Annotated in this window: 15 protein-coding genes; 11 read left to right on the top strand and 4 right to left on the bottom strand. The window is 60.3% G+C overall.

What is annotated here, in order from left to right; all coding sequences use genetic code 11:
- Nucleotides 1–144: 144 nt before the first annotated feature.
- From AC07VO_RS22720 to AC07VO_RS22745, 6 genes are all read left to right on the top strand, one after another.
- On the top strand, nt 145–1,593 hold the full coding sequence (locus tag AC07VO_RS22720; RefSeq protein ID WP_018927384.1) for an alanine/glycine:cation symporter family protein: 1,449 nt from the start codon (nt 145–147) through the stop codon (nt 1,591–1,593).
- 133 nt (nt 1,594–1,726) lie between these two features.
- Complete coding sequence (locus AC07VO_RS22725) at nt 1,727–2,731, top strand: asparaginase (protein WP_019651301.1); 1,005 nt, start codon at nt 1,727–1,729, stop codon at nt 2,729–2,731.
- 94 nt (nt 2,732–2,825) lie between these two features.
- The gene (locus tag AC07VO_RS22730) at nt 2,826–3,818 is read left to right on the top strand and encodes an AraC family transcriptional regulator (protein ID WP_086945214.1); all 993 of its coding nucleotides are present in this window, start codon (nt 2,826–2,828) and stop codon (nt 3,816–3,818) included.
- Between the two features lie 71 nt (nt 3,819–3,889).
- Entirely contained in the window at nt 3,890–5,779 is a 1,890-nt protein-coding gene (locus AC07VO_RS22735) for an ankyrin repeat domain-containing protein (RefSeq protein WP_140393630.1), read from the top strand.
- A 163-nt stretch (nt 5,780–5,942) separates the two neighbouring features.
- Nucleotides 5,943–6,974 carry a histone deacetylase family protein gene (locus tag AC07VO_RS22740; RefSeq protein ID WP_018927381.1) on the top strand — a complete coding sequence of 344 codons (1,032 nt, stop codon included), beginning with the start codon at nt 5,943–5,945 and terminating at the stop codon, nt 6,972–6,974.
- A 12-nt stretch (nt 6,975–6,986) separates the two neighbouring features.
- A complete protein-coding gene (locus tag AC07VO_RS22745) occupies nt 6,987–8,087 on the top strand; it encodes a polyamine ABC transporter substrate-binding protein (protein WP_086945216.1) in 1,101 nt (366 codons plus the stop codon).
- 194 nt (nt 8,088–8,281) lie between these two features.
- Here the strand turns inward: AC07VO_RS22745 and pdxR are convergent, their stop codons facing one another.
- Complete coding sequence (gene pdxR, locus AC07VO_RS22750; RefSeq protein ID WP_026286518.1) at nt 8,282–9,832, bottom strand: MocR-like pyridoxine biosynthesis transcription factor PdxR; 1,551 nt, start codon at nt 9,830–9,832, stop codon at nt 8,282–8,284.
- 124 nt (nt 9,833–9,956) lie between these two features.
- Here pdxR and AC07VO_RS22755 point away from each other — a divergent pair, with 124 nt between their 5' ends.
- Nucleotides 9,957–10,403, top strand: coding sequence for a GNAT family N-acetyltransferase (locus AC07VO_RS22755; protein ID WP_018927378.1), 447 nt, complete (start codon nt 9,957–9,959; stop codon nt 10,401–10,403).
- 17 nt (nt 10,404–10,420) lie between these two features.
- Complete coding sequence (locus AC07VO_RS22760) at nt 10,421–11,092, top strand: GNAT family N-acetyltransferase (protein ID WP_086945217.1); 672 nt, start codon at nt 10,421–10,423, stop codon at nt 11,090–11,092.
- A gap of 75 nt (nt 11,093–11,167) precedes the next feature.
- Here AC07VO_RS22760 and AC07VO_RS22765 read toward each other — a convergent pair whose 3' ends face one another.
- Nucleotides 11,168–12,064: a homocysteine S-methyltransferase family protein gene (locus AC07VO_RS22765; RefSeq protein WP_064621155.1), complete on the bottom strand. Its 897-nt coding sequence runs from the start codon at nt 12,062–12,064 to the stop codon at nt 11,168–11,170.
- 112 nt (nt 12,065–12,176) lie between these two features.
- On the opposite strand from AC07VO_RS22765, the gene AC07VO_RS22770 reads away from it, so the two are divergent.
- From AC07VO_RS22770 to AC07VO_RS22780, 3 genes are all read left to right on the top strand, one after another.
- A complete protein-coding gene (locus AC07VO_RS22770) occupies nt 12,177–12,998 on the top strand; it encodes an ABC transporter substrate-binding protein (RefSeq protein WP_064621156.1) in 822 nt (273 codons plus the stop codon).
- Nucleotides 12,995–13,828, top strand: coding sequence for an amino acid ABC transporter permease (locus AC07VO_RS22775; protein WP_086945218.1), 834 nt, complete (start codon nt 12,995–12,997; stop codon nt 13,826–13,828). The genes AC07VO_RS22770 and AC07VO_RS22775 overlap by 4 nt, the downstream gene beginning before the upstream one ends.
- Nucleotides 13,829–14,078: 250 nt before the next feature.
- Complete coding sequence (locus AC07VO_RS22780) at nt 14,079–16,166, top strand: autotransporter outer membrane beta-barrel domain-containing protein (protein ID WP_495007669.1); 2,088 nt, start codon at nt 14,079–14,081, stop codon at nt 16,164–16,166.
- A gap of 78 nt (nt 16,167–16,244) precedes the next feature.
- Here AC07VO_RS22780 and oadA read toward each other — a convergent pair whose 3' ends face one another.
- Both oadA and AC07VO_RS22790 read right to left on the bottom strand, forming a co-directional pair.
- On the bottom strand, nt 16,245–18,053 hold the full coding sequence (oadA, locus tag AC07VO_RS22785) for a sodium-extruding oxaloacetate decarboxylase subunit alpha (RefSeq protein ID WP_018927372.1): 1,809 nt from the start codon (nt 18,051–18,053) through the stop codon (nt 16,245–16,247).
- 11 nt (nt 18,054–18,064) lie between these two features.
- Nucleotides 18,065–19,480 carry an acetyl-CoA carboxylase biotin carboxylase subunit gene (locus tag AC07VO_RS22790; RefSeq protein ID WP_018927371.1) on the bottom strand — a complete coding sequence of 472 codons (1,416 nt, stop codon included), beginning with the start codon at nt 19,478–19,480 and terminating at the stop codon, nt 18,065–18,067.
- Nucleotides 19,481–19,617: the final 137 nt, after the last annotated feature.

Genomic DNA, 19,617 nt, shown 5'->3' on the forward strand with positions numbered 1-19,617 from the left:
ATGCGAAAGCCGAACTAATAACAACCCGCGAAATGGAACAGGGACGAACCTTCGACCCACCTGTTGTGCCACGCACAACCTGGTGTAACGCGATGTGTCGACCACCCAGTATTCGCACACACAAAAAATAGCGAGGAATAATCCATGCTCGAAGTCATCAACGACTTCCTCTCAGGGAAAGTACTGATCGCGCTCATTGTCGGGCTCGGTAGCTACTTCACGATCCGCTCGCGTTTCGTCCAGTTCCGCCATTTCGGCCACATGTTCAGTGTCTTCAAAGAGTCCCTTCACGGCCAGGCAGGCCAGCTGAGCTCGTTCCAGGCCCTGATGCTGAGCCTCGCCGGCCGCGTCGGCGCCGGTAACATCGCCGGTGTCGGCATCGCCGTGACCCTCGGCGGCCCGGGCGCCGTGTTCTGGATGTGGGTCACCGCACTGGTAGGCATGTCCAGCAGCTTCTTCGAATGCACCCTGGCCCAGGTCTACAAGCGCGCCGAAGGCGACGGCCTGTATCGTGGGGGCCCGGCCTACTACATTCAGCACGGCCTGAAGCTGAAAGGCATGGCGGTGGTGTTCTCCATCCTGCTGCTGGTCACCTACGGCTTCGCCTTCATCGGCCTGCAGTCCTACACCGTGACCCACTCGCTGCAGAACGCCTTTGCCTTCGACCCACGCCACACCGGTATCGTCCTGGCGGTGCTGCTGGCCATTACCTTCATCGGCGGCATCAAACGCATCGCCGCGGTGTCCGACCTGCTGGTACCGGTCAAGACCCTGGCCTATATCGGCGTGACCCTGTACGTGATCGGCACCCAGATCGAACACGTGCCAGCCATGCTGGAAACCATCTTCAAGAGCGCCTTCGGCCTCGACCCAGCCTTCGGCGGCCTGCTCGGCAGCGCCATCGTGATGGGCGTGAAGCGTGGCGTGTTCGCCAACGAAGCAGGCCTGGGCAGTGCGCCGAACGTCGCCGCCGTGGCCGCCGTGAAGCACCCGGGCGCCCAGGGCGTGGTCCAGGCCTTCAGCGTGTTCCTCGACACCTTCGTGATCTGCACCTGCACCGCGCTGCTGATCCTGCTGTCGGGCTTCTACACCCCGGGCTTCGAAGGTGACGGCATCGTCCTGACCCAGAACTCGCTGGCCGCCGTGGTCGGTGACTGGGGCCGCGTGTTCGTCAGCGTCGCGCTGTCGCTGTTCGTCTTCACCTGCATCCTCTACAACTACTACCTGGGCGAGAACAGCCTGCAGTTCCTCAGCCGCAACCGCGCCGTGCTGATGGTTTTCCGCGGCCTGGTTCTGGCGCTGGTGGTATGGGGTTCGATGCAGGACCTGTCGACCGTGTTCGCCTTCGCCGACATCACCATGACCTGCCTGGCCTTCGTCAACTTGATGGCCCTGGCCATGTTGTTCAAGGTCGGCCTGCGCGTGATGCGCGACTACGACGAGCAGCGCCGCGCCGGCGTCAAGCAGCCAGTGTTCGACTCCAGCAAATTCACCGATCTGGACCTGGACCTGAAGGCCTGGCCGAGCAGCCCAAGCCAATCGGCTCCACGCGAGCAAGGCGCAGCCCAGGGCACGCCTGCCACGCAACGCTGATCGCCCTAGCGGGTGGCTCCCCGCCACCCGCCGCGACAGACCGCAACGAGTGGCGTCCTGCCACTCGACGTGACACACCTTGCGCACGCAGGCATGCTGCGGCGCAAGGTGCATTCGTCCAGGAGACCCATCAATGAATTCCGCCTCTTACCCTGCCGCGCAGCACGTCATGGTGCTCTACACCGGTGGCACCATCGGCATGCAAGCCAGTGCCCACGGCTTGGCCCCGGCGTCCGGTTTCGAAGCGCGGATGCGCGACTACCTGCACAGCCAGCCTGAGTTGGTGGTGCCGCAGTGGCGCTTTCGCGAGATGTCGCCACTGATCGACAGCGCCAACATGACCCCTGCGTACTGGCAGCAACTGCGTGAAGCGGTGGTCGACGCCGTTGATGCCCAGGGCTGCGACAGCGTGCTGATCCTGCATGGCACCGACACCCTGGCCTACAGTGCCGCGGCCATGAGCTTCCAGTTGCTCGGCCTGAACGCCCGTGTATGTTTCACCGGCTCCATGCTGCCCGCCGGCGTGACCGACAGTGATGCCTGGGAAAACATCAGTGGTGCACTGGGTGCCCTTGGCCAAGGCCTGGCGCCGGGTGTTCATCTGTACTTCCACGGCGAACTGCTCGACCCGACCCGCTGCGCCAAGGTTCGCAGTTTCGGTCGTCATCCGTTCAAGCGACTGGAGCGTCAGGGCGGCGGCGTGAAAGCTTCCTCGATACCTGCCCAACTGAACTACAACCAGCCAAGGCAACTGGCGAAGGTCGCGGTGCTGCCGTTGTTCCCCGGCATCGGCGCCGAGCAACTGGATGGCCTGCTCAACAGCGGTATTCAGGGTCTGGTGCTGGAATGTTATGGCAGCGGTACCGGACCAAGCGACAACCCCGGGTTTATCGCCAGCCTGGAACGGGCACGAGACAATGGCGTGGTAGTGGTTGCGGTCACCCAATGTCATGAGGGTGGCGTGAAGCTCGACGTGTATGAGGCGGGCAGCCGCTTGCGCGATGCCGGCCTGTTGTCCGGTGGCGGCATGACTCGCGAGGCGGCGCTCGGCAAGTTGCATGGGCTGCTCGGTGCAGGGCTTGAAACCGCTGAAGTTCGGCGGCTGGTCGAACTCGACCTGTGTGGCGAACTGAGCTGACACAACACATAACCTTGTGGGAGCCCGCTCCCACAAGATCGTTATTGGGCACATAACTTGCTCCCGTTCCAGCATCTCGACGCTGGAAGACTCCATGCTCCACTCCCACCTCACCACCCTCAACGCCGTCTCCCTGGTGCTCAACACCTTCAAGGCCGAAGGCCTGTCCAGCGAGGCGTTATTGGCCGGCAGCGGCATCAGCGTGGCGGATCTGAGCCGGGCGGACACGCGCATCACCACCAATCAAGAGATGCTGGTGTGCGCCAATGCCGTCGCGCTGCGCCGCGATATCGGTCTGGAGTTGGGCCGGCGGATGCACGTTTCGTCCTATGGCATGCTCGGGTACGCCTTACTCACCAGCGCCACTTTAGGTGACGCCTTGCAGTTGGCGCTGCACTACCCGGCGCTATTGGGAACACTGTTCGAGTTGAGCCTGGAGGAGGATGGCGAGCGCATCTGGCTCACCGCGGGCGACTATCGGGAAAACCCCGCGCTGGCACCGTTCAATGTCGAGTTTTGCCTGGTCTCGATGAAAGTCACCTGCGAAGACCTGCTCGGCCACCCTCTACCTTTGCTTGGCGCTCGCTTCGATTACCCGGCACCGGACTATCAGGCGCGCTACAGCGAGCGTTTCGACTGTCCGTTGCAGTTTGATGCAGCGTCCAACGGATTTGCCTTCGACAAGCGCTGGCTCGAACACCCCCTGCCACTGGCCGACGCCATTACCCACCAGGCCATGGCCGAGCGCTGTCGCAAGCAAAACACCGAGTTCACCGGGCGTCAGGCCTGGCTCGGGCGCATCCGCCAATTGCTCGCCGCGCAACTGAGCGCGGCACCGGGTCTGGACGGGCTGGCCGAACAGCTGAACTGCTCGTCGCGCACCCTGCGCCGACATCTGAAGGACCTGGGATGCAGCTATCAGGAATTGCTCGATGAACTGCGATTCGAACAGGCCAAACGCATGCTTTGCGAGGATCAACTGCCGATCTATCAAATCGCCGAAGCACTGGGCTTCAGCGAGACCGCGAGCTTCCGGCATGCGTTTGTGCGCTGGAGTGGCGTGGCGCCGAGCCAGTTCCGGCCTTGAGATAAAACCAGGCACATCCGACCGGGCTGAACTACATTACGCAGCCCAATCTTTGCCGGTGTTCCTGCTTGATGCCCTTCTCTTCTCTTTGCACGCGCGCTGCCTTGCTGGCCTTGCTGCTCAACCTGCCCCTGGCCGCACAGGCCATTCAAATGGACTGGTTTGGCCTGCCCCCTCAAGCCGTGGTCGATACCCCCGAATACAAGATTGCCATCGTCCCTACAGCCGTCACGGAAAGTGCGACGGGCGTCTCACCGCCCATGGTCGGCTTGCTCAGCCAGTATCGCGGTTTGTTTTATCTGAATGTTTATCGCGATGAAAACTATCGGGAGCGCGCCTATAAGCTCGGCCCGATACCGCTGATGACTGCGCAAGAATTCCATGACTGCACCAAAAGTCAGGAAAACCTCGTCATGAGTCCCAGCGCCTCGCATATCGAGTTGGCGCCAGGCATCGCGGTGAACGAGCTGAGCTTTGAATGTGGGCGCAACGGCTGGGACACCAGACGTTACCTGCTGGTCGACAGCCGCAATCCGGGCACGCCGTTGCTGGCTATCGGGCGCGTCCCAAACGATCAGCACCTGGTTTTCCAGGCGCTGCAAGCGACCCTCCCGGACACTTCAGACGCCTGGCTCAAGGCATTGGAATCTTCGCGGCCGGCGCTGCGTTACCACGTCCCGGACGAGGCATTCGGTTTCAGCATTGCGGCTCAACCCTACGACGCCGGTGACGGCGCGAAACAACTGCGTGAGCTGCACCAGCAACTGGCCAAAGCCAAGGACAAAGGCCCGGGCCTGAAGAAAGTCGAAGAGCTGTTTCTCAACACTGACTTTCGCGTTGTCGGCGCCGACCAGAAAGATTTCGCCGGCCTGCTTAATGACATCGCTTTCTGGCGAAGTGCAAACACGCCGGACAAAGTCACCATCAATTTGTTGAAGGAAGTCATTCGCCGCGATCCTCAACGTATCCCGACCTATCTGAACATGGCAGACCTGCAGTGGTCCTGGTACGAAAAGACCCCCGCGTACACCACCAACCACGCACAGGCGTTGGAGTACTACCGAATTTACTGCGGCCTGCGCTTGGCACGCGACATGAGCATTCCCGATCGGGTCCTGGAAAGGCTGAATATCACCCAGGGCGATCCGCAAACCTGCAAGGCTCAATGGCCGCTGTTGCAAGCGGTCGACGCTCAGGATGAAACCCGCGTGCGCAGTCTTTTGGAAGCCGGCATTCCTGCCGATACCCAGGGCGAGGATGGGCGCAGTGCGTTGCTGCATTCACTGGATAAACCCAACTTTGCAATCGCTCGCTTGCTGCTGGAGCACGGCGCAAAGACCCAAGGCCTTAATGGCAGCGAGCCTTTGGTGATGCAGGCGCTGTACAAGGATCGCCGGGAAAGCAAAGACCCCGAAAAGGCCCGGCGCCTAAAATTTTTGCTCGAAGCGGGAGCCGCCATCGACGAGACCGATCTGAACGGTGAAACCGTGTTGATGCAACACGCCACGATCATGGATTCCGACCTGTTCACTTGGCTGCTCAAGTACCCTCAGAACCTCGACCTGCGAGAAAAGAAAGAAGGTCGATCCGCGCTTTACCTCACAATCGAAAGCGGCGCCTACCCTGCCGCTGCACGGTTGATCAACAGCGGAGCACAGTTGGACGTGGGTTATCGAGAAGGCACCTGCAACAGCAATGAAGAGGTACTCGAACCGGCACTGCTGCGCCTGGCCCGACGGGACCTGTCGAGCGGAATGGACCCTGTCGCCTACCAGCAACAAACGCTAGACCTGTTCACGTTGATGCTGGAAAAAGGCGCCGACCCTCGCGCCGGTCACCAGTGCAAGGGAGACAACCTGGCAGTGATGCGTTTTTGGTTAAAACAACGCAAACGTGAAGACATGCTGCAAGTACTGCAACGGTACTTCCCGGAAGAGGCAGGCTCCATTCCAAGCGCTTGAGCACTTTATTGCCCCGGACCGGGGCACTCCCGCGCCAATAAGGGGCGAATTTCGGTCAAATGTTTTGGCCACATAGATCCCCTTTTGGCCTTTCCTGCCGTTCTCCCAAACGTCGCCTGCCGCAAGACTGTGTTCAAACCGAATCAGCCTGCGGAGAACAACAATGCTGACGATCTACTCGGACGATCACCACCTGCACCACGGCCGTTGTGAATTGATGGACGGGCAATTGATGCCCTGCTTCGAAATGCCTTCACGGGCCGATCACGTATTGCAACGGGTCAAGGACCAGAACCTCGGCCCGGTTGAAGTGCCGAAAGACTTTGGCCTTGATCCGATCGCGCGCATCCATAGCCGCGACTACCTCGACTTCTTCAAAGGCGCCTGGGCGCGCTGGACCGCATTCAATACCGACGGCGACTTGCTGCCCTACACCTGGCCGGCCCGCACCTTGCGCCGAATCATGCCCACCAGCCTGCACGGCCAACTCGGCTATTACAGCTTCGACGGCGGCGCACCGATTACCGCCGGCACCTGGCAAGCGGCGTACAGCGCAGCGCAAGTTGCCCTCACGGCCCAAGCGGCGATCCAGCGCGGCGCCCGCAGTGCCTTCGCCCTGTGCCGTCCACCGGGACACCATGCCGCCAGCGATTTGATGGGCGGCTATTGCTACCTCAACAATGCTGCCATCGCCGCTCAAGCGTTCCTCGATCAGGGCCATAAAAAGGTCGCGATCCTCGATGTCGATTACCACCACGGCAACGGCACTCAATCGATTTTCTACGAACGCAGCGACGTGCTGTTCACCTCGATCCACGGTCATCCAGAAGCCGAGTTTCCGTTCTTCCTCGGCTACGAAGACGAACGCGGTGAAGGCGCAGGCGAAGGGTTCAACTTCAACTACCCATTGCCCGCCGGCAGTGCTTGGGACCGTTGGAGCGCCGCGCTGGAACAAGCCTGCAAAGAGATCGAAACGTACGGCGCCGACATCGTTGTCGTGTCCCTGGGCGTCGATACGTTCAAGGACGACCCCATCTCCCAATTCAAACTCGACAGCCCGGATTACCTGGCGATGGGTACCCGCATCGCAGGCCTCGGCAAGCCGACGCTGTTCGTGATGGAAGGCGGTTACGCGGTAGAAGAAATCGGCATCAACGCCGTGAACGTTCTCGAAGGTTTTGAAAGCGCCCAATGAGGAATTAGAAGAATGAACAGACTCAAGCGTCTTATCGCTCCAGCGCTCTGCGCCACACTGCTCAGTGGCGCCGTCCATGCTGAAGAACGTACTTTGCGGGTCTACAACTGGTTCGACTACATCACCCCCAAAGCCCTGGACGATTTCAAGGCTCAGAACACCCAGACCAAACTGGTCTACGACATCTTCGACACCAACGAAGCGCTGGAAGCCAAGCTGCTGACCGGCAACTCCGGCTACGACGTGGTGGTGCCGTCCAACGTGTTCCTCGCCAAGCAGATCGAAGCCGGCGTATTCCAGCCAGTGGACCGCAGCAAACTGCCGAACTGGAACCACCTCGACCCCAAGCTGATGAAGCTGATCGAAGCCAACGACCCGGGTAACAAATTTGCCGTGCCGTACATGTACGGCACCATCCTGATTGGCTTCAACCCGGCCAAGGTCAAGGCTGCGCTGGGCGACAACGCACCGGTGAACAGCTGGGACCTGATCTTCAAGGAAGAGAACATCAGCAAGCTCAAGCAGTGCGGCGTGGCCCTGCTCGACTCACCTTCGGAGATCCTGCCGCTGGCCCTGCAACACCTCGGCCTGGACCCCAACAGCAAGAAGCCAGCGGACTACGCCAAGGCTGAAGCGCTGTTGATGAAGATCCGGCCGTACATCACCTACTTCCATTCGTCCAAGTACATGGCCGACATCGCCAACGGTGACATCTGCGTCGCGGTCGGGTATTCCGGCAGCTTCTCCCAGGCCGCCAACCGCGCCAAGGAAGCCAAGAATGGTGTGATCGTCGACATGCGCCTGCCCAAGGAAGGCGCGCCGATCTGGTTCGACATGCTCGCGATCCCCAAAGGCGCGAAAAACCCGGAAGACGCCTACACCTTCATCAACTACCTGCTGCAACCCCAGGTCATCGCACCGGTCAGCGACTTCGTCGGCTACCCGAACCCGAACAAGGACGCCACGGAAATGGTCGACCCGGCGATTCGCAACAACCCGAACCTGTACCCGACCGAAACGGCGATGAGCACGCTTTACACCCTGCAACCCTTGCCTCGCGATGCTGAACGGGCACGGACCCGGGCCTGGACCAAGATCAAGTCCGGGACCTGAAACACCCGGTGAATCAAAGACCCGCGCCATCGCGGGTCTTTTTTGGTCAACGGCTAATAGGGGGGGCTTTGATCTGCGCGGGTGGCAGCAATCAGGAACTCATCGCCATTTATCGCGGCGAGATCAGTCGCACACTCGCCGCCTCAGTGTTTTTCATAGATCAGCGGTTCATTTAAAAACCGGGAGGCCATCGTTCAATCCCGCCAGACCTGTCGCAACCGTGCCAGCGCCGACTCTATCGCTGGCTCTGGCACCGCCGCAAAACCCAATACCAGACCGGCGCGCTGATCGACTGGTGTCCTGGAGTCCGGTAGCCAATAGTTGCTCAAGCCATTGATCTCCACACCCACACTTTCCGCTTGTTCGATCAGTCGCCGTTCGCGGGCCAGGCTGTCCACCGAAACCGTCATGTGCAGCCCGGCGGAGACGGTGGGCAGGCTACCCACTCCGGTCATCCCCGCCGGCCAGCCGCCCAGCAAACAATTGCGACGGCTGAGGGCGGCACGCCGCATCCGGCGAATGTGCCGCTGGAAATGCCCGGCGGCCATGAACTCGGCCATCACCGCTTGAGTGCTCACTTCAGAATGCCGCACATCCACCGCCCGACGCTGCGCGAATGCGTCCACCAGGCCCGGCGGCAGCACCAGATAACCCAGGCGCAGCGCCGGAAAAGCGACCTTGCCGAAGGTGCCGACATACAGCACCCGCCCATGGCGATCGAGTGCCGCCAGCGGCGCCAGTGGCGCGCCGCTGTAACGGTACTCGCCATCGTAGTCGTCCTCGATGATCCAGCCCTGGTTGCCCTCGGCCCAGGCGAGCAGTTCCAGACGCCGGGCCAGACTCATGACCACACCGGTCGGGTATTGATGGGAAGGCGTAACGTAAGCCAGCCGGCAATCGCTCAACTGCGCCAAGGCGCTGCAGTCGATCCCCTCCTCATCCACCGGCACACCGTGCAGCTGCGCACCGGCTACCGCAAAGGCATGGCCGGCAGCGCGATAACCCGGATTTTCAATCCCCACCCCATCGCCAGGCTCCACCAGCAACTGTGCACAAAGGCTGATCCCCTGCTGCGCGCCACTGGTGATCACAATTTGCTCAGCGGCGCACTGCATCCCTCTCGAGCTGCGCAAGTAGGCAGCAATCAATCCGCGCAAGCGTTCATCACCTGCCGGGTCGCCATAACACAGCTGCTGTAAATCCGGCTTACGCCAGAAAGCCGCATTCAGCTTGGCCCAAACCTCGAACGGGAACAGATCGAACGCCGGGACGCCGACCCTGAATGCGCGCGGCGGACCACCAGGCGGCACAGCCAAATGATTCTTTTCAACGCGCCCCAAAGCACTGCTGTGGATAACTTTACTGGATGGAACAACAGGTAAATCCAGCCAATTTGTGGATAAGGTTGTGGGTAACCCTGTTGAAAACCCTGTGGATACTTTTGTGGATAATTTTTTCGCCGGCAACGCCGCCTGAGGCAATTGCGCCACGTAAGTCCCGTCACCCACACGCCCCTCGATGAAGCCTTCAGCGTAAAGCTGATCGTAGGCACGAACCACGCTGTTGCGGGAAATCGATAAGGCCGTAGCCAGATCGCGACTGGCCGGCAGTCGTGTGCCGCTGGCCAATCGTCCGTCGAGTACGCGTACCCGCAGCGCTTGATAGAGCTGTCGACTCAGGCCCTGGCGGCGGTCGAGTTCGATACCCGCCGGGTTGAACGACGAGGGAAGCGGCGTATTCGACATGACAATGGACCTATGAAATTGGTCATTAATGGCTCTTACAACAGACCATTAGCCTGCCTAGGATGAAGGCATTCGCCAAGGAATTTTCCATGTACCTGCCACTTTGACGCGTTAAGGAATGAACATGAGTCAGATCGACATCCGCCAGGTCACCGCCGACGATCACGCTGCCTGGCTGCCGTTGTGGCAAGCCTACTTGCGCTTCTACAACACCGAGCTGCCCGAGGCGGTCACTCAAAGCACCTGGCAGCGCCTGCTCGACCCGAGCGAACCGACCCACGGGGCGCTGGCCTGGGTCGACGGCAAAGCGGTGGGCATGGTGCATTTCATCTATCACCGCTCGAACTGGAGCATCGAAAACTCCTGTTACCTGCAAGACTTGCTGGTGACACCCGAAACTCGTGGCACCGGCGTCGGTCGGCAACTGATCGAATTCGTCTACAGCACAGCCAAGGCCGACGGTTGCTGCAAGGTCCACTGGCTGACCCACGAAACCAACGCCACCGCGATCCAGCTCTACGAGCGCATCGCCGAACGGCCCGGTTTCATCCAGTTTCGCAAAGCCCTTTAAGGTTCAAGGAGAACACCATGTCGACTTCACTCGCAGACTGGAAAGGCGTTCCGGCGCCCTCGGTCCAACTGATCGAAGGGCGTTTCATTCGCCTGGAAAAACTCGACCCGGCGCGTCACGCCGACGGTTTGTGGAAAGCCCTGGAAGGCCCGGGCTCAGACCCGAAACTCTGGGACTATCTGCCCTACGGTCCTTTCCCGGAACGCAGTGCGTTCAATGACTGGCTGAACAACCATGCGGCCAACAGCGATCCGTATTTCTTCAGTGTGATCGACCGTGTCAGCGGCGAGGTGCAGGGCCTGCTCAGCCTGATGTCGATCGTTCCTGCCCAGGGTCGCATCGAGATCGGCCATGTGACCTTCGGCGCACCGATGCAGCGCTCGCCGAAAAGTACCGAGGCGGTTTACCTGCTGGCCAGGGAAGCCTTTGCGTTGGGTTACCGGCGCCTGGAATGGAAGTGCAACAACGGCAACGCTCGCTCCAAGTACGCAGCAGAGCGGTTGGGGTTCAGTTTTGAGGGGGTGTTCCGCCAGCACATGGTGGTCAAGGGTCAGAACCGCGACACAGCGTGGTATTCGATTCTGGACTCGGAATGGCCGACGATTAAGGCGGGGTTCGAGCGGTGGTTGAGCGATGAAAACCAGACGGAATCGGGGCAGGTGAAAACGTTGACGGAGTGCCGCGGGTAAGCTTCGGCGCCCGGACGACACCTTCGCGGGCAAGTCGGATCGCGGCACGGCGATCCGACTTGCCCGCGAATGGCATCACGCTAATGTCTGGGCAAGTACCGCAATATGCTCCGGCCCGATCCCACAGCACCCGCCCAAATGGCTGGCTCCCCTCTTCTGCCAGTCAGCCGCCCACATCAGGTAACCCGGCGGGTCGAGATCGTCGCGTAGCGGATCCAGACCGTCGTTGGCCGTGGCCTCTTTCGGCTGCGGCGGGAAGGCGTTGGCGTATGCGCCAATGTGAATCTTCACCCCCAGGCGCTCGAAGGTTTCCCGCGCCGCATCAATCGCCGCCCCGATCACTTCCGGCTGGCTGCAGTTGAACAGCAAAGTCTCGACACCCAACTCAGCCGCCACCACAGCGGCCTCAGCCACCGGTTCACCGGAGCGCAAACGCGGCACTTCATCGGTGTCTTCATCTTTCAAGGTAAACGACAGCCAGAACGGTTTGCCGTCCTTCGGCAGACCGGCATGGATCGCCCGTGCTTCGACGATCGAACTCTGGGTTTCGGCCAGCCACAGGTCGACATGAGGCGCCAGACCATTGACCAGAGGGCTCAGCAGTTCAGTCACCCGAGCAGCGTCGAACAAGTCCGGGCGGTAGGAGCCGAATAACGGCGGCAATGAGCCGGCCACACGAATCGCTTGGCCCGAGGCATCGACTGCACGCCGAGCCAGCTCACCGGCCAACGCCGCAAGGGCCTGGCCTTCAGCCGCGAAACGCTCCTCGCCAATGTGGAACGGCACCACCGCGTAACTGTTGCTGGTGATCACGTTGGCACCGCTTTCAATATAAGCCGCGTGCACCGCCTCCACCGCCTGCGGCGCTTCGCTCAAGGCCAGCGCCGACCACTCGGGCTGCCTGAACGGCGCCCCTCGGCGCTGCAGCTCCCGACCCATGCCACCATCCAGAATTACCGTCCCTGCGCCCATATGCTTTTCACTCATAAGCTTATGAAAATAACTCACTATCAGAGTCGTTCTTATAACTATTTAATACGCACCACTCGGTTAATAACAACCTCTTTTTTTTCAGGGATCAACTGTGAAATTTCAACCGCTGCTGGCCCTGGGCCTGACGATTCTGGCTGCCTCCACCCAAGCCTTTGCCGGCGCCACTCTGGATCGCATCGAGCAAAAGAAAGAACTGGTCGGCGTGTTGATGGAAAGCTATCCACCCTTCTCGTTCCTCAACGATCAAAACCAGCTCGACGGTTTCGACGTCGACGTGGCCAAGGCCGTGGCGGACAAACTGGGCGTCAAGCTGCGTCTGGAAACGCCGTCCTGGGATGTGATTGCCGCCGGCCGCTGGAGCGGGCGTTACGACATCTGCATCTGCTCCATGACCCCGAGCAAGGCCCGCGCCGAAGTCTTCGACTTCCCGGTCGAGTACTACGCCTCCCCTGCCGTGATCGTGGTCAATGCCAAGGACGATAGCATTCACAGCGCCAAGGACCTGAGCGGCAAGAAAGTCGGTCTCACCAGCGCCTCCAGCTATGAAAGCTACCTGAACAAAAACCTGGTGATCGAAGGCGCCGAAGACACCCAATTGCAGTACCCGTTCGAGAACGTGCAGATCGCCCCGTATGACACCGACAACGTCGCGTTCCAGGATCTGGGCCTGGGCGCTGGCGTGCGTCTGGACGCGATCCTCACCAACCTCGTCACCGCGCAACCGCGCCTGAACGAAGACAAGCGCTTCAAGCTCGCCGGCCAGCCGCTGTACTCGGAGCCGAACTCGGTGGCCATCGAAAAAGGTGACGCGCAGTGGGACGCCAAAGTGCGTGATGTGTTCGCTCAGTTGAAACAGGACGGCACCTTGAGCAAGCTGTCGCAAAAATGGATCGGCGCCGACATCAGCAAATGACTTCCTTCCCCAAACCTCCTCAGCCGCCGCAACCGGTGGCTGAGTCATTACTGCAACGGGTCTTCGGCTTCCGTACCCGGCTGTACCTGACCTGGGCGGCGATGTTCGGCTTGTTCGCCAGTTTCTTCCTGAGCTTCGACCTGAAGTTCTCGATCATCCTCGACAAACTGCCGAACCTGATCGGCCTGCACCTGGCGCCCAACGGCTTTCTGCAAGGCGCGGCACTGACGCTGTTCTTGTGCCTGTGCTCGATTGTGGCTTCGTCGCTGCTGGGCTTCATCACGGCCCTGGCTCGACTGTCGAAAAGCGCCGTGGCGTTCGGCATCGCAAGCTTCTATGCCTCGTTCTTTCGCGGCACGCCGCTGCTGATCCAGATATTGCTGATCTACCTCGGCTTGCCGCAATTGGGCGTGGTGCCGGGCGCCATCGCCGCCGGCATCATCGCCCTGTCGCTGAACTATGGCGCCTACCTGAGCGAAATCTTCCGCGCCGGCATCCTCGGCGTTCCCCACGGCCAACGCGAAGCATCGCTGGCCCTGGGCATGCGCGAAACCGTGATTTTCTGGCGCGTCACCCTGCCCCAGGCCATGCGCGCCATCATCCCGCCCACCACCAACCAGTTCATCTCCATGCTCAAGGACTCGTCGCTGATCTCGGTGATGGGGGTTTGGGAAGTGATGTTCCTGGCGCAATCGTACGGGCGCTCGAGCTATCGCTATATCGAAATGCTGACGACGGCGGCGATCATTTATTGGCTGATGTCGATTGGACTGGAGCTGATTCAGGCGCGGATGGAACGGCATTACGGGAAGGCGTACGTAAGCCGGTAGGAGCCGTCGAGAGCTGCGCTTTTTTTGATCCGCGAAAGATGCATTTTTGCTGGAGCGCCAGCCCCCTTGTCCTCATTCACTGTAAGAAAAAGCGTCCAGTTCAAATGGGTAAAAACAGCCGCCCTCAAGCGGCTGGCTATTTTCTACACAACCTGCTGACACCCCCCGCAAGCCCGCCGGAAGCAGCTGACATCGGCACCTATAGCCTCACTTTTAGAGTTTGGCCTCCCATCAAAAGAGGCCGTACTCGATGCCCGTTCAACACAAATACCGACCACAACACCTGGCGCTGGCCATTGCGCTTGCGCTGGGTTGCGCCGAATTTTCAAGCGCCCAACAACTACCCGCGCAAGCTGAGGCGACGAATATCGCTGAGGTAACCGGGCAGCTTGATACTGAGCCGCACCCGCTTACCCGGCTTCTAGCCTTTATCGAGGCGGACACCACCTTTCAAACGGTGATTGATGCGCCGCAGCCCGCTCGGCGAGGTACTTCCCTGAGACCGGAAAATAGAGATGACCTCATCATCGTCAAAAATGGTGGAAGCTTCGAAGGTCGGGTCGATGGCGGCAAAGGAACCAACGTCATACAGCTTGATGCAACTGACGGTGGCCGATTGGGGAATACCCGCAACTTCAACGGCCTGTATGTTTCGCAGGGATCCTGGACGCTGACCAGTACCGGAGATTTCAACAAGGGTGTGGTGGTGCTCGATGACGGCATCCTGACCAATGACGGGAAAATCGAAGGTGGGGCGATTACGGTCGGAAAGCTCTTCAACAATGGCGACATTAAAGGTCATGTAACAGTCGCGCACGGCGGTACTTTTGCAGGTGCAGGCACCGTCGGCGGCCTGGATGTCTCCGGCCGCGTCAACGTCGATGGATTGCATGGCGCCCCAAGGGTCAAAGGCAATTTGAACCTGTCCAACTCGGCCATCCTGGCCTATGAGGTCAACCCCGACGGCCGTCACGAGACGATCAAAGTCGACGGCACCGCCAGCCTCGGCAATGCCACCCTGAAAATCGTCGCAGTATCGGGTGACTATCCGCAAACCACCCAGTACACCATTATCGAGGCCGACAAGGTCGATGGGCATTTTGGCAATATTGAAAACAATCTCGCATTCATGACGGCCACCCCGGACTACAGCGACGAAAAGGCCGTCCGCCTGACCTACGCTCGCAACGAAGTGCCTTTCGAGAGTCTCGCGACCAACAAAAACGGTCGGGAACTCGCCCGCAGTATTGAAGAACCCAAAGCCAGTCCAACGGCGCAGACACCTCCCAATACCGCGAACGCCGCTGTCACGGCCCTGCTTGCCTCCACCACCGAAACAGCCTCCCAGGCCATCGACCAGCTGGACGGCGGCAACAACGCCAACCTTGCGAAAGCGACCCTGAACAGTGACAGCCCAATCAGCGCGACCATGCTCTCGGCCATGCGTCAGCTGCACAGCGCCAGTAGCTACAGCAATTCCACCAGACGCAATGCGCCACGCCTGGCCGCCGGCAGCGAAGACAATGGCCGAGTCTGGCTTCAAGCAATGGGTCACGGTGGAACGCTGGATCGCGACTACGACGCTCTGAAACACACAACCCACGGTCTGGTACTGGGAGCTGATTGGGGCATCGATGAAGAATGGCGCATCGGGGTGATGAGCGGAAAATCCGAAACGCGCCTGGACAGCCGCGGACTCGACGGCGATCTCGACAGCTGGCATTTGGGAGCTTATGCCCTGCGTCAAAACGGACCAATGTCCCTGCGCCTGGGTGCGACCTACAGCAGTCACGATGGCAACACTAAACGCCGGGTTGCCTTCAAAGGTTTCAGCGACCGCCCCGAAGGCCGTTACGATGCCAACACCCAGCAGGCCTTTGCGGAATTGGGTTACAACCTGGGGCGGACGAACGTCAGCATCGAACCGTTTGCCAGCCTGGGCTACCAGCGCTATCAACGCGACACTTACACGGAAAAAGGTGGCGCTGCGGCTCTGAAGGTACACGGTCAAACGCAGAACAATTTGAACAGCACGTTCGGCCTGCGGCTGGCGAAGCTCAACACTCTGGATAACGGCATGCAGCTGACGCCACGGTTCAGTGCCGGCTGGAAACATACTTACGGGGACGTCTACAGCGATACCCGCCAACGATTGGTAACGGGCGGAAAAAACTTCACCGTTTCCGGTGCGCCGCTGGATCGTGACAGCCTGCTGGTCGATACAGGGCTGGACCTTGGATTGTCAGCAAAACACACCCTGGGCATCGGACTCACTGGCGAGATCGGCACCGACAGCCGTAACCACGGCGTGACGGGTCAGTGGCGAATGAGTTTCTAACAGCCACAAACCCAGTGCGAAAAAAAAGGGGAGCACATGCCCCCCCGAGGTTTAAAGCGGTATATCGAGGCTGTTAACTCAGCCTTCGATCTCGATCAGAATCTCGCCCGGGTTCACCCGGTCGCCCTTGGCCACGTGGATGGCGGTGACTTTGCCGGTGATGGCCGACTGGACTTCGGTTTCCATCTTCATCGCCTCGGTGATCAGCACGGCCTGGCCGGCTTTCACGGTGTCGCCTTCCTTGACCAGCACGTCGACGATGTTGCCCGGCATGGTGGTGCTGACGTGGCCAGGTGCAGTGGCTTGCTTGCGCTTGCTGCTGCCGCCGCTGACGAATTCGTTGAGCGGTTCGAACACCACTTCTTCCGGCATGCCGTCGATGGACAGGTAGAAGTGGCGTTTGCCTTCAGCCTTGACGCCCACACCAGTGATGTCGACGCGGTAGGTTTCGCCGTGAACGTCGATGACGAACTCGGTCGGCACGCCTTCACCACCGGCCGAAGCCACACCGCCTGCTTCCGGAATCGGCAGCAGCACTTCCGGTGTCAGGGTGCCGGCTGCGCGTTCTTCGAGGAACTTGCGGCCGATGTCCGGGAACATGGCGTAGGTCAGCACGTCTTCTTCAGACTTGGCTACGGCGCCGATTTCGGCACGCAGCTTGGTCATCTCCGGCTTGAGCAGATCGGCCGGACGCACGTCGATCACCTCTTCGCTGCCGATGGCCTGACGACGCAGCTTTTCGTTCACAGTGCCCGGCGCCTTGCCGTAGCCGCCTTGCAGGTAAAGCTTCACTTCGTTGGTGATGGTCTTGTAGCGCTCGCCGGCCAGCACGTTGAAGAACGCCTGGGTGCCGACGATTTGCGAGGTCGGGGTCACCAGCGGCGGGAAGCCGAGGTCTTCGCGAACGCGCGGGATTTCAGCCAGCACTTCGCTCATACGATTCAGGGCGCCCTGCTCTTTCAACTGGTTGGCCAGGTTGGAAATCATCCCGCCCGGAACCTGGTTGACCTGCACGCGAGTGTCGACGGCAGTGAACGCGCTTTCGAACTGGTGGTACTTCTTGCGCACGGCGTAAAAGTACAGGCCGATCTCTTGCAGCAGCTCCAGGTTCAGGCCGGTGTCGAACTCGCTGCCTTTAAGGGCGGCGACCATCGATTCGGTGCCCGGGTGGCTGGTGCCCCAGGCGAAGCTGGAGATCGCGGTGTCGATATGGTCGGCGCCGTTTTCGATGGCCTTGAGTTGGCACATCGCAGCCAGGCCGGCGGTGTCGTGGGAGTGGATGAACACCGGCAGCGATTGCTCGGCCTTCAGAGCCTTGACCAGTTCACCCGTGGCGTACGGGGTCAGCAGACCGGCCATGTCCTTGATCGCCACCGAGTCGCAACCCATGGCTTCCATTTGCTTGGCTTGCGCCACGAAAGCCTCGATGGTGTGCACCGGGCTGGTGGTGTAGGCGATGGTGCCCTGGGCGTGTTTGCCGGCAGCTTTCACCGCTTCAATGGCCACGCGCAGGTTACGCACGTCGTTCATGGCGTCGAAGATACGGAACACGTCGATGCCGTTGACCGCGGCCTTGGCGACGAAGGCTTTGACCACGTCGTCGCTGTAATGGCGGTAGCCCAGCAGGTTCTGGCCACGCAGGAGCATTTGCAGGCGCGTGTTAGGCAACGCGGCGCGCAGTTGGCGCAGACGCTCCCACGGGTCTTCTTTCAGGAAGCGTACGCAGGCGTCGAAGGTCGCACCGCCCCAGACTTCCAGCGACCAGTAACCGACTTTGTCGAGTTTGTCGCAGATCGGCAGCATGTCTTCGGTGCGCATGCGGGTGGCGAGCAGCGATTGATGGGCGTCGCGCAGGATTGTGTCGGTAACGTGGATTTGTTTGCTCATTGTTCTATTCCTCACAGGCCTGCGTGGGCGGCGATGGCGGCGGCGATGGCCAGGGCCAGCTCTTCGGGTTTGCGCTTGATCGAGTAGTTGGTCAGTTCAGGGTGGCTTTCAACGAAGCTGGTGTTGAACTGGCCGCTACGGAATTCCGGGTTACGCAGGATTTCCTGGTAGTACGCGGCGGTGGTCTTGACCCCTTGCAGACGCATGTCGTCGAGGGCCCGCAGGCCACGGTCCATCGCCTCTTCCCAGGTCAGCGCCCAGACCACCAGTTTCAGGCACATCGAATCGTAGAACGGCGGAATGGTGTAGCCGGTATAGATCGCTGTGTCGGTGCGCACGCCGGGACCGCCGGGCGCGTAGTAACGGGTGATCTTGCCGAAACTCGGGAGGAAGTTGTTTTTCGGGTCTTCGGCGTTGATCCGGAACTGCAGCGCGAAACCACGGTGCAGGATGTCTTCCTGTTTCACCGAGAGCGGCAAACCGGATGCGATGCGGATCTGCTCGCGAACGATGTCAATGCCGGTGATTTCTTCAGTGATGGTGTGTTCCACCTGCACCCGGGTGTTCATCTCCATGAAGTACACCTCGCCCTCGGCGAGCAGGAACTCCACGGTACCGGCGTTCTCGTAACCCACGGCCTTGGCTGCACGAACCGACAGGTCGCCGATGTAGGCGCGCTGTTCCGGAGTCAGTTGCGGGCTCGGAGCGATCTCGATCAACTTCTGGTTGCGACGCTGGATCGAGCAGTCACGCTCGAACAGGTGCACCACGTTGCCGAAGCTGTCGCCGAGGATCTGCGCTTCGATATGTTTCGGGTTTACGATGCATTTTTCCAGGAACACTTCCGCCGAACCGAAAGCCTTGGTGGCTTCGGAAATCACTCGCGGAAAGGCTTGTTCGAGTTCTTCGCGACTGTTGCAACGACGAATGCCGCGGCCGCCACCACCGGAGGTAGCCTTGAGCATCACCGGGTAACCGATGCGGTCGCCTTCGGTCAGGGCCTCTTCAATGCCCGACACGTTGCCTTCGGTGCCCGGTGTGACCGGCACGCCGGCCTTGATCATGCTGCGGCGCGCTTCGGTCTTGTCGCCCATGCGGCGAATGACTTCCGCCGACGGGCCGATGAATTTGATTCCGCGTTCGGCGCAGATGTCCGCCAGCTCGGCATTTTCCGAAAGAAAGCCGTAGCCGGGGTGCAACGCATCGCAACCGGTTTCCACCGCCAGGTTCACCAGCTTGCGCGGGTTCAGGTAGCCGGCCAATGGCTCGGCACCGATGCTGTGGGCCTCGTCCGCACGCTTCACATGCAAAGCATGACGGTCGGCGTCGGAATAGATCGCGACCGAGCGAATGCCCATTTCGGCGCAGGCGCGCACGATTCGTACGGCAATCTCACCACGGTTGGCAATCAGGATCTTTTTTATCACTTGGAGGTTCCCTTGAGCCGGTGACACCCACGACCCGATTAGACAGGTCGACGCGTGACCAAATGTTTCAATTCAGTCGCAGCTCCACACTAGCTGTCGCAAGGGATTAACAAAAATGAATAATAATTGGGTCAGAC

This window comes from Pseudomonas sp. GW821-FHT03E01 (genome assembly GCF_059420765.1).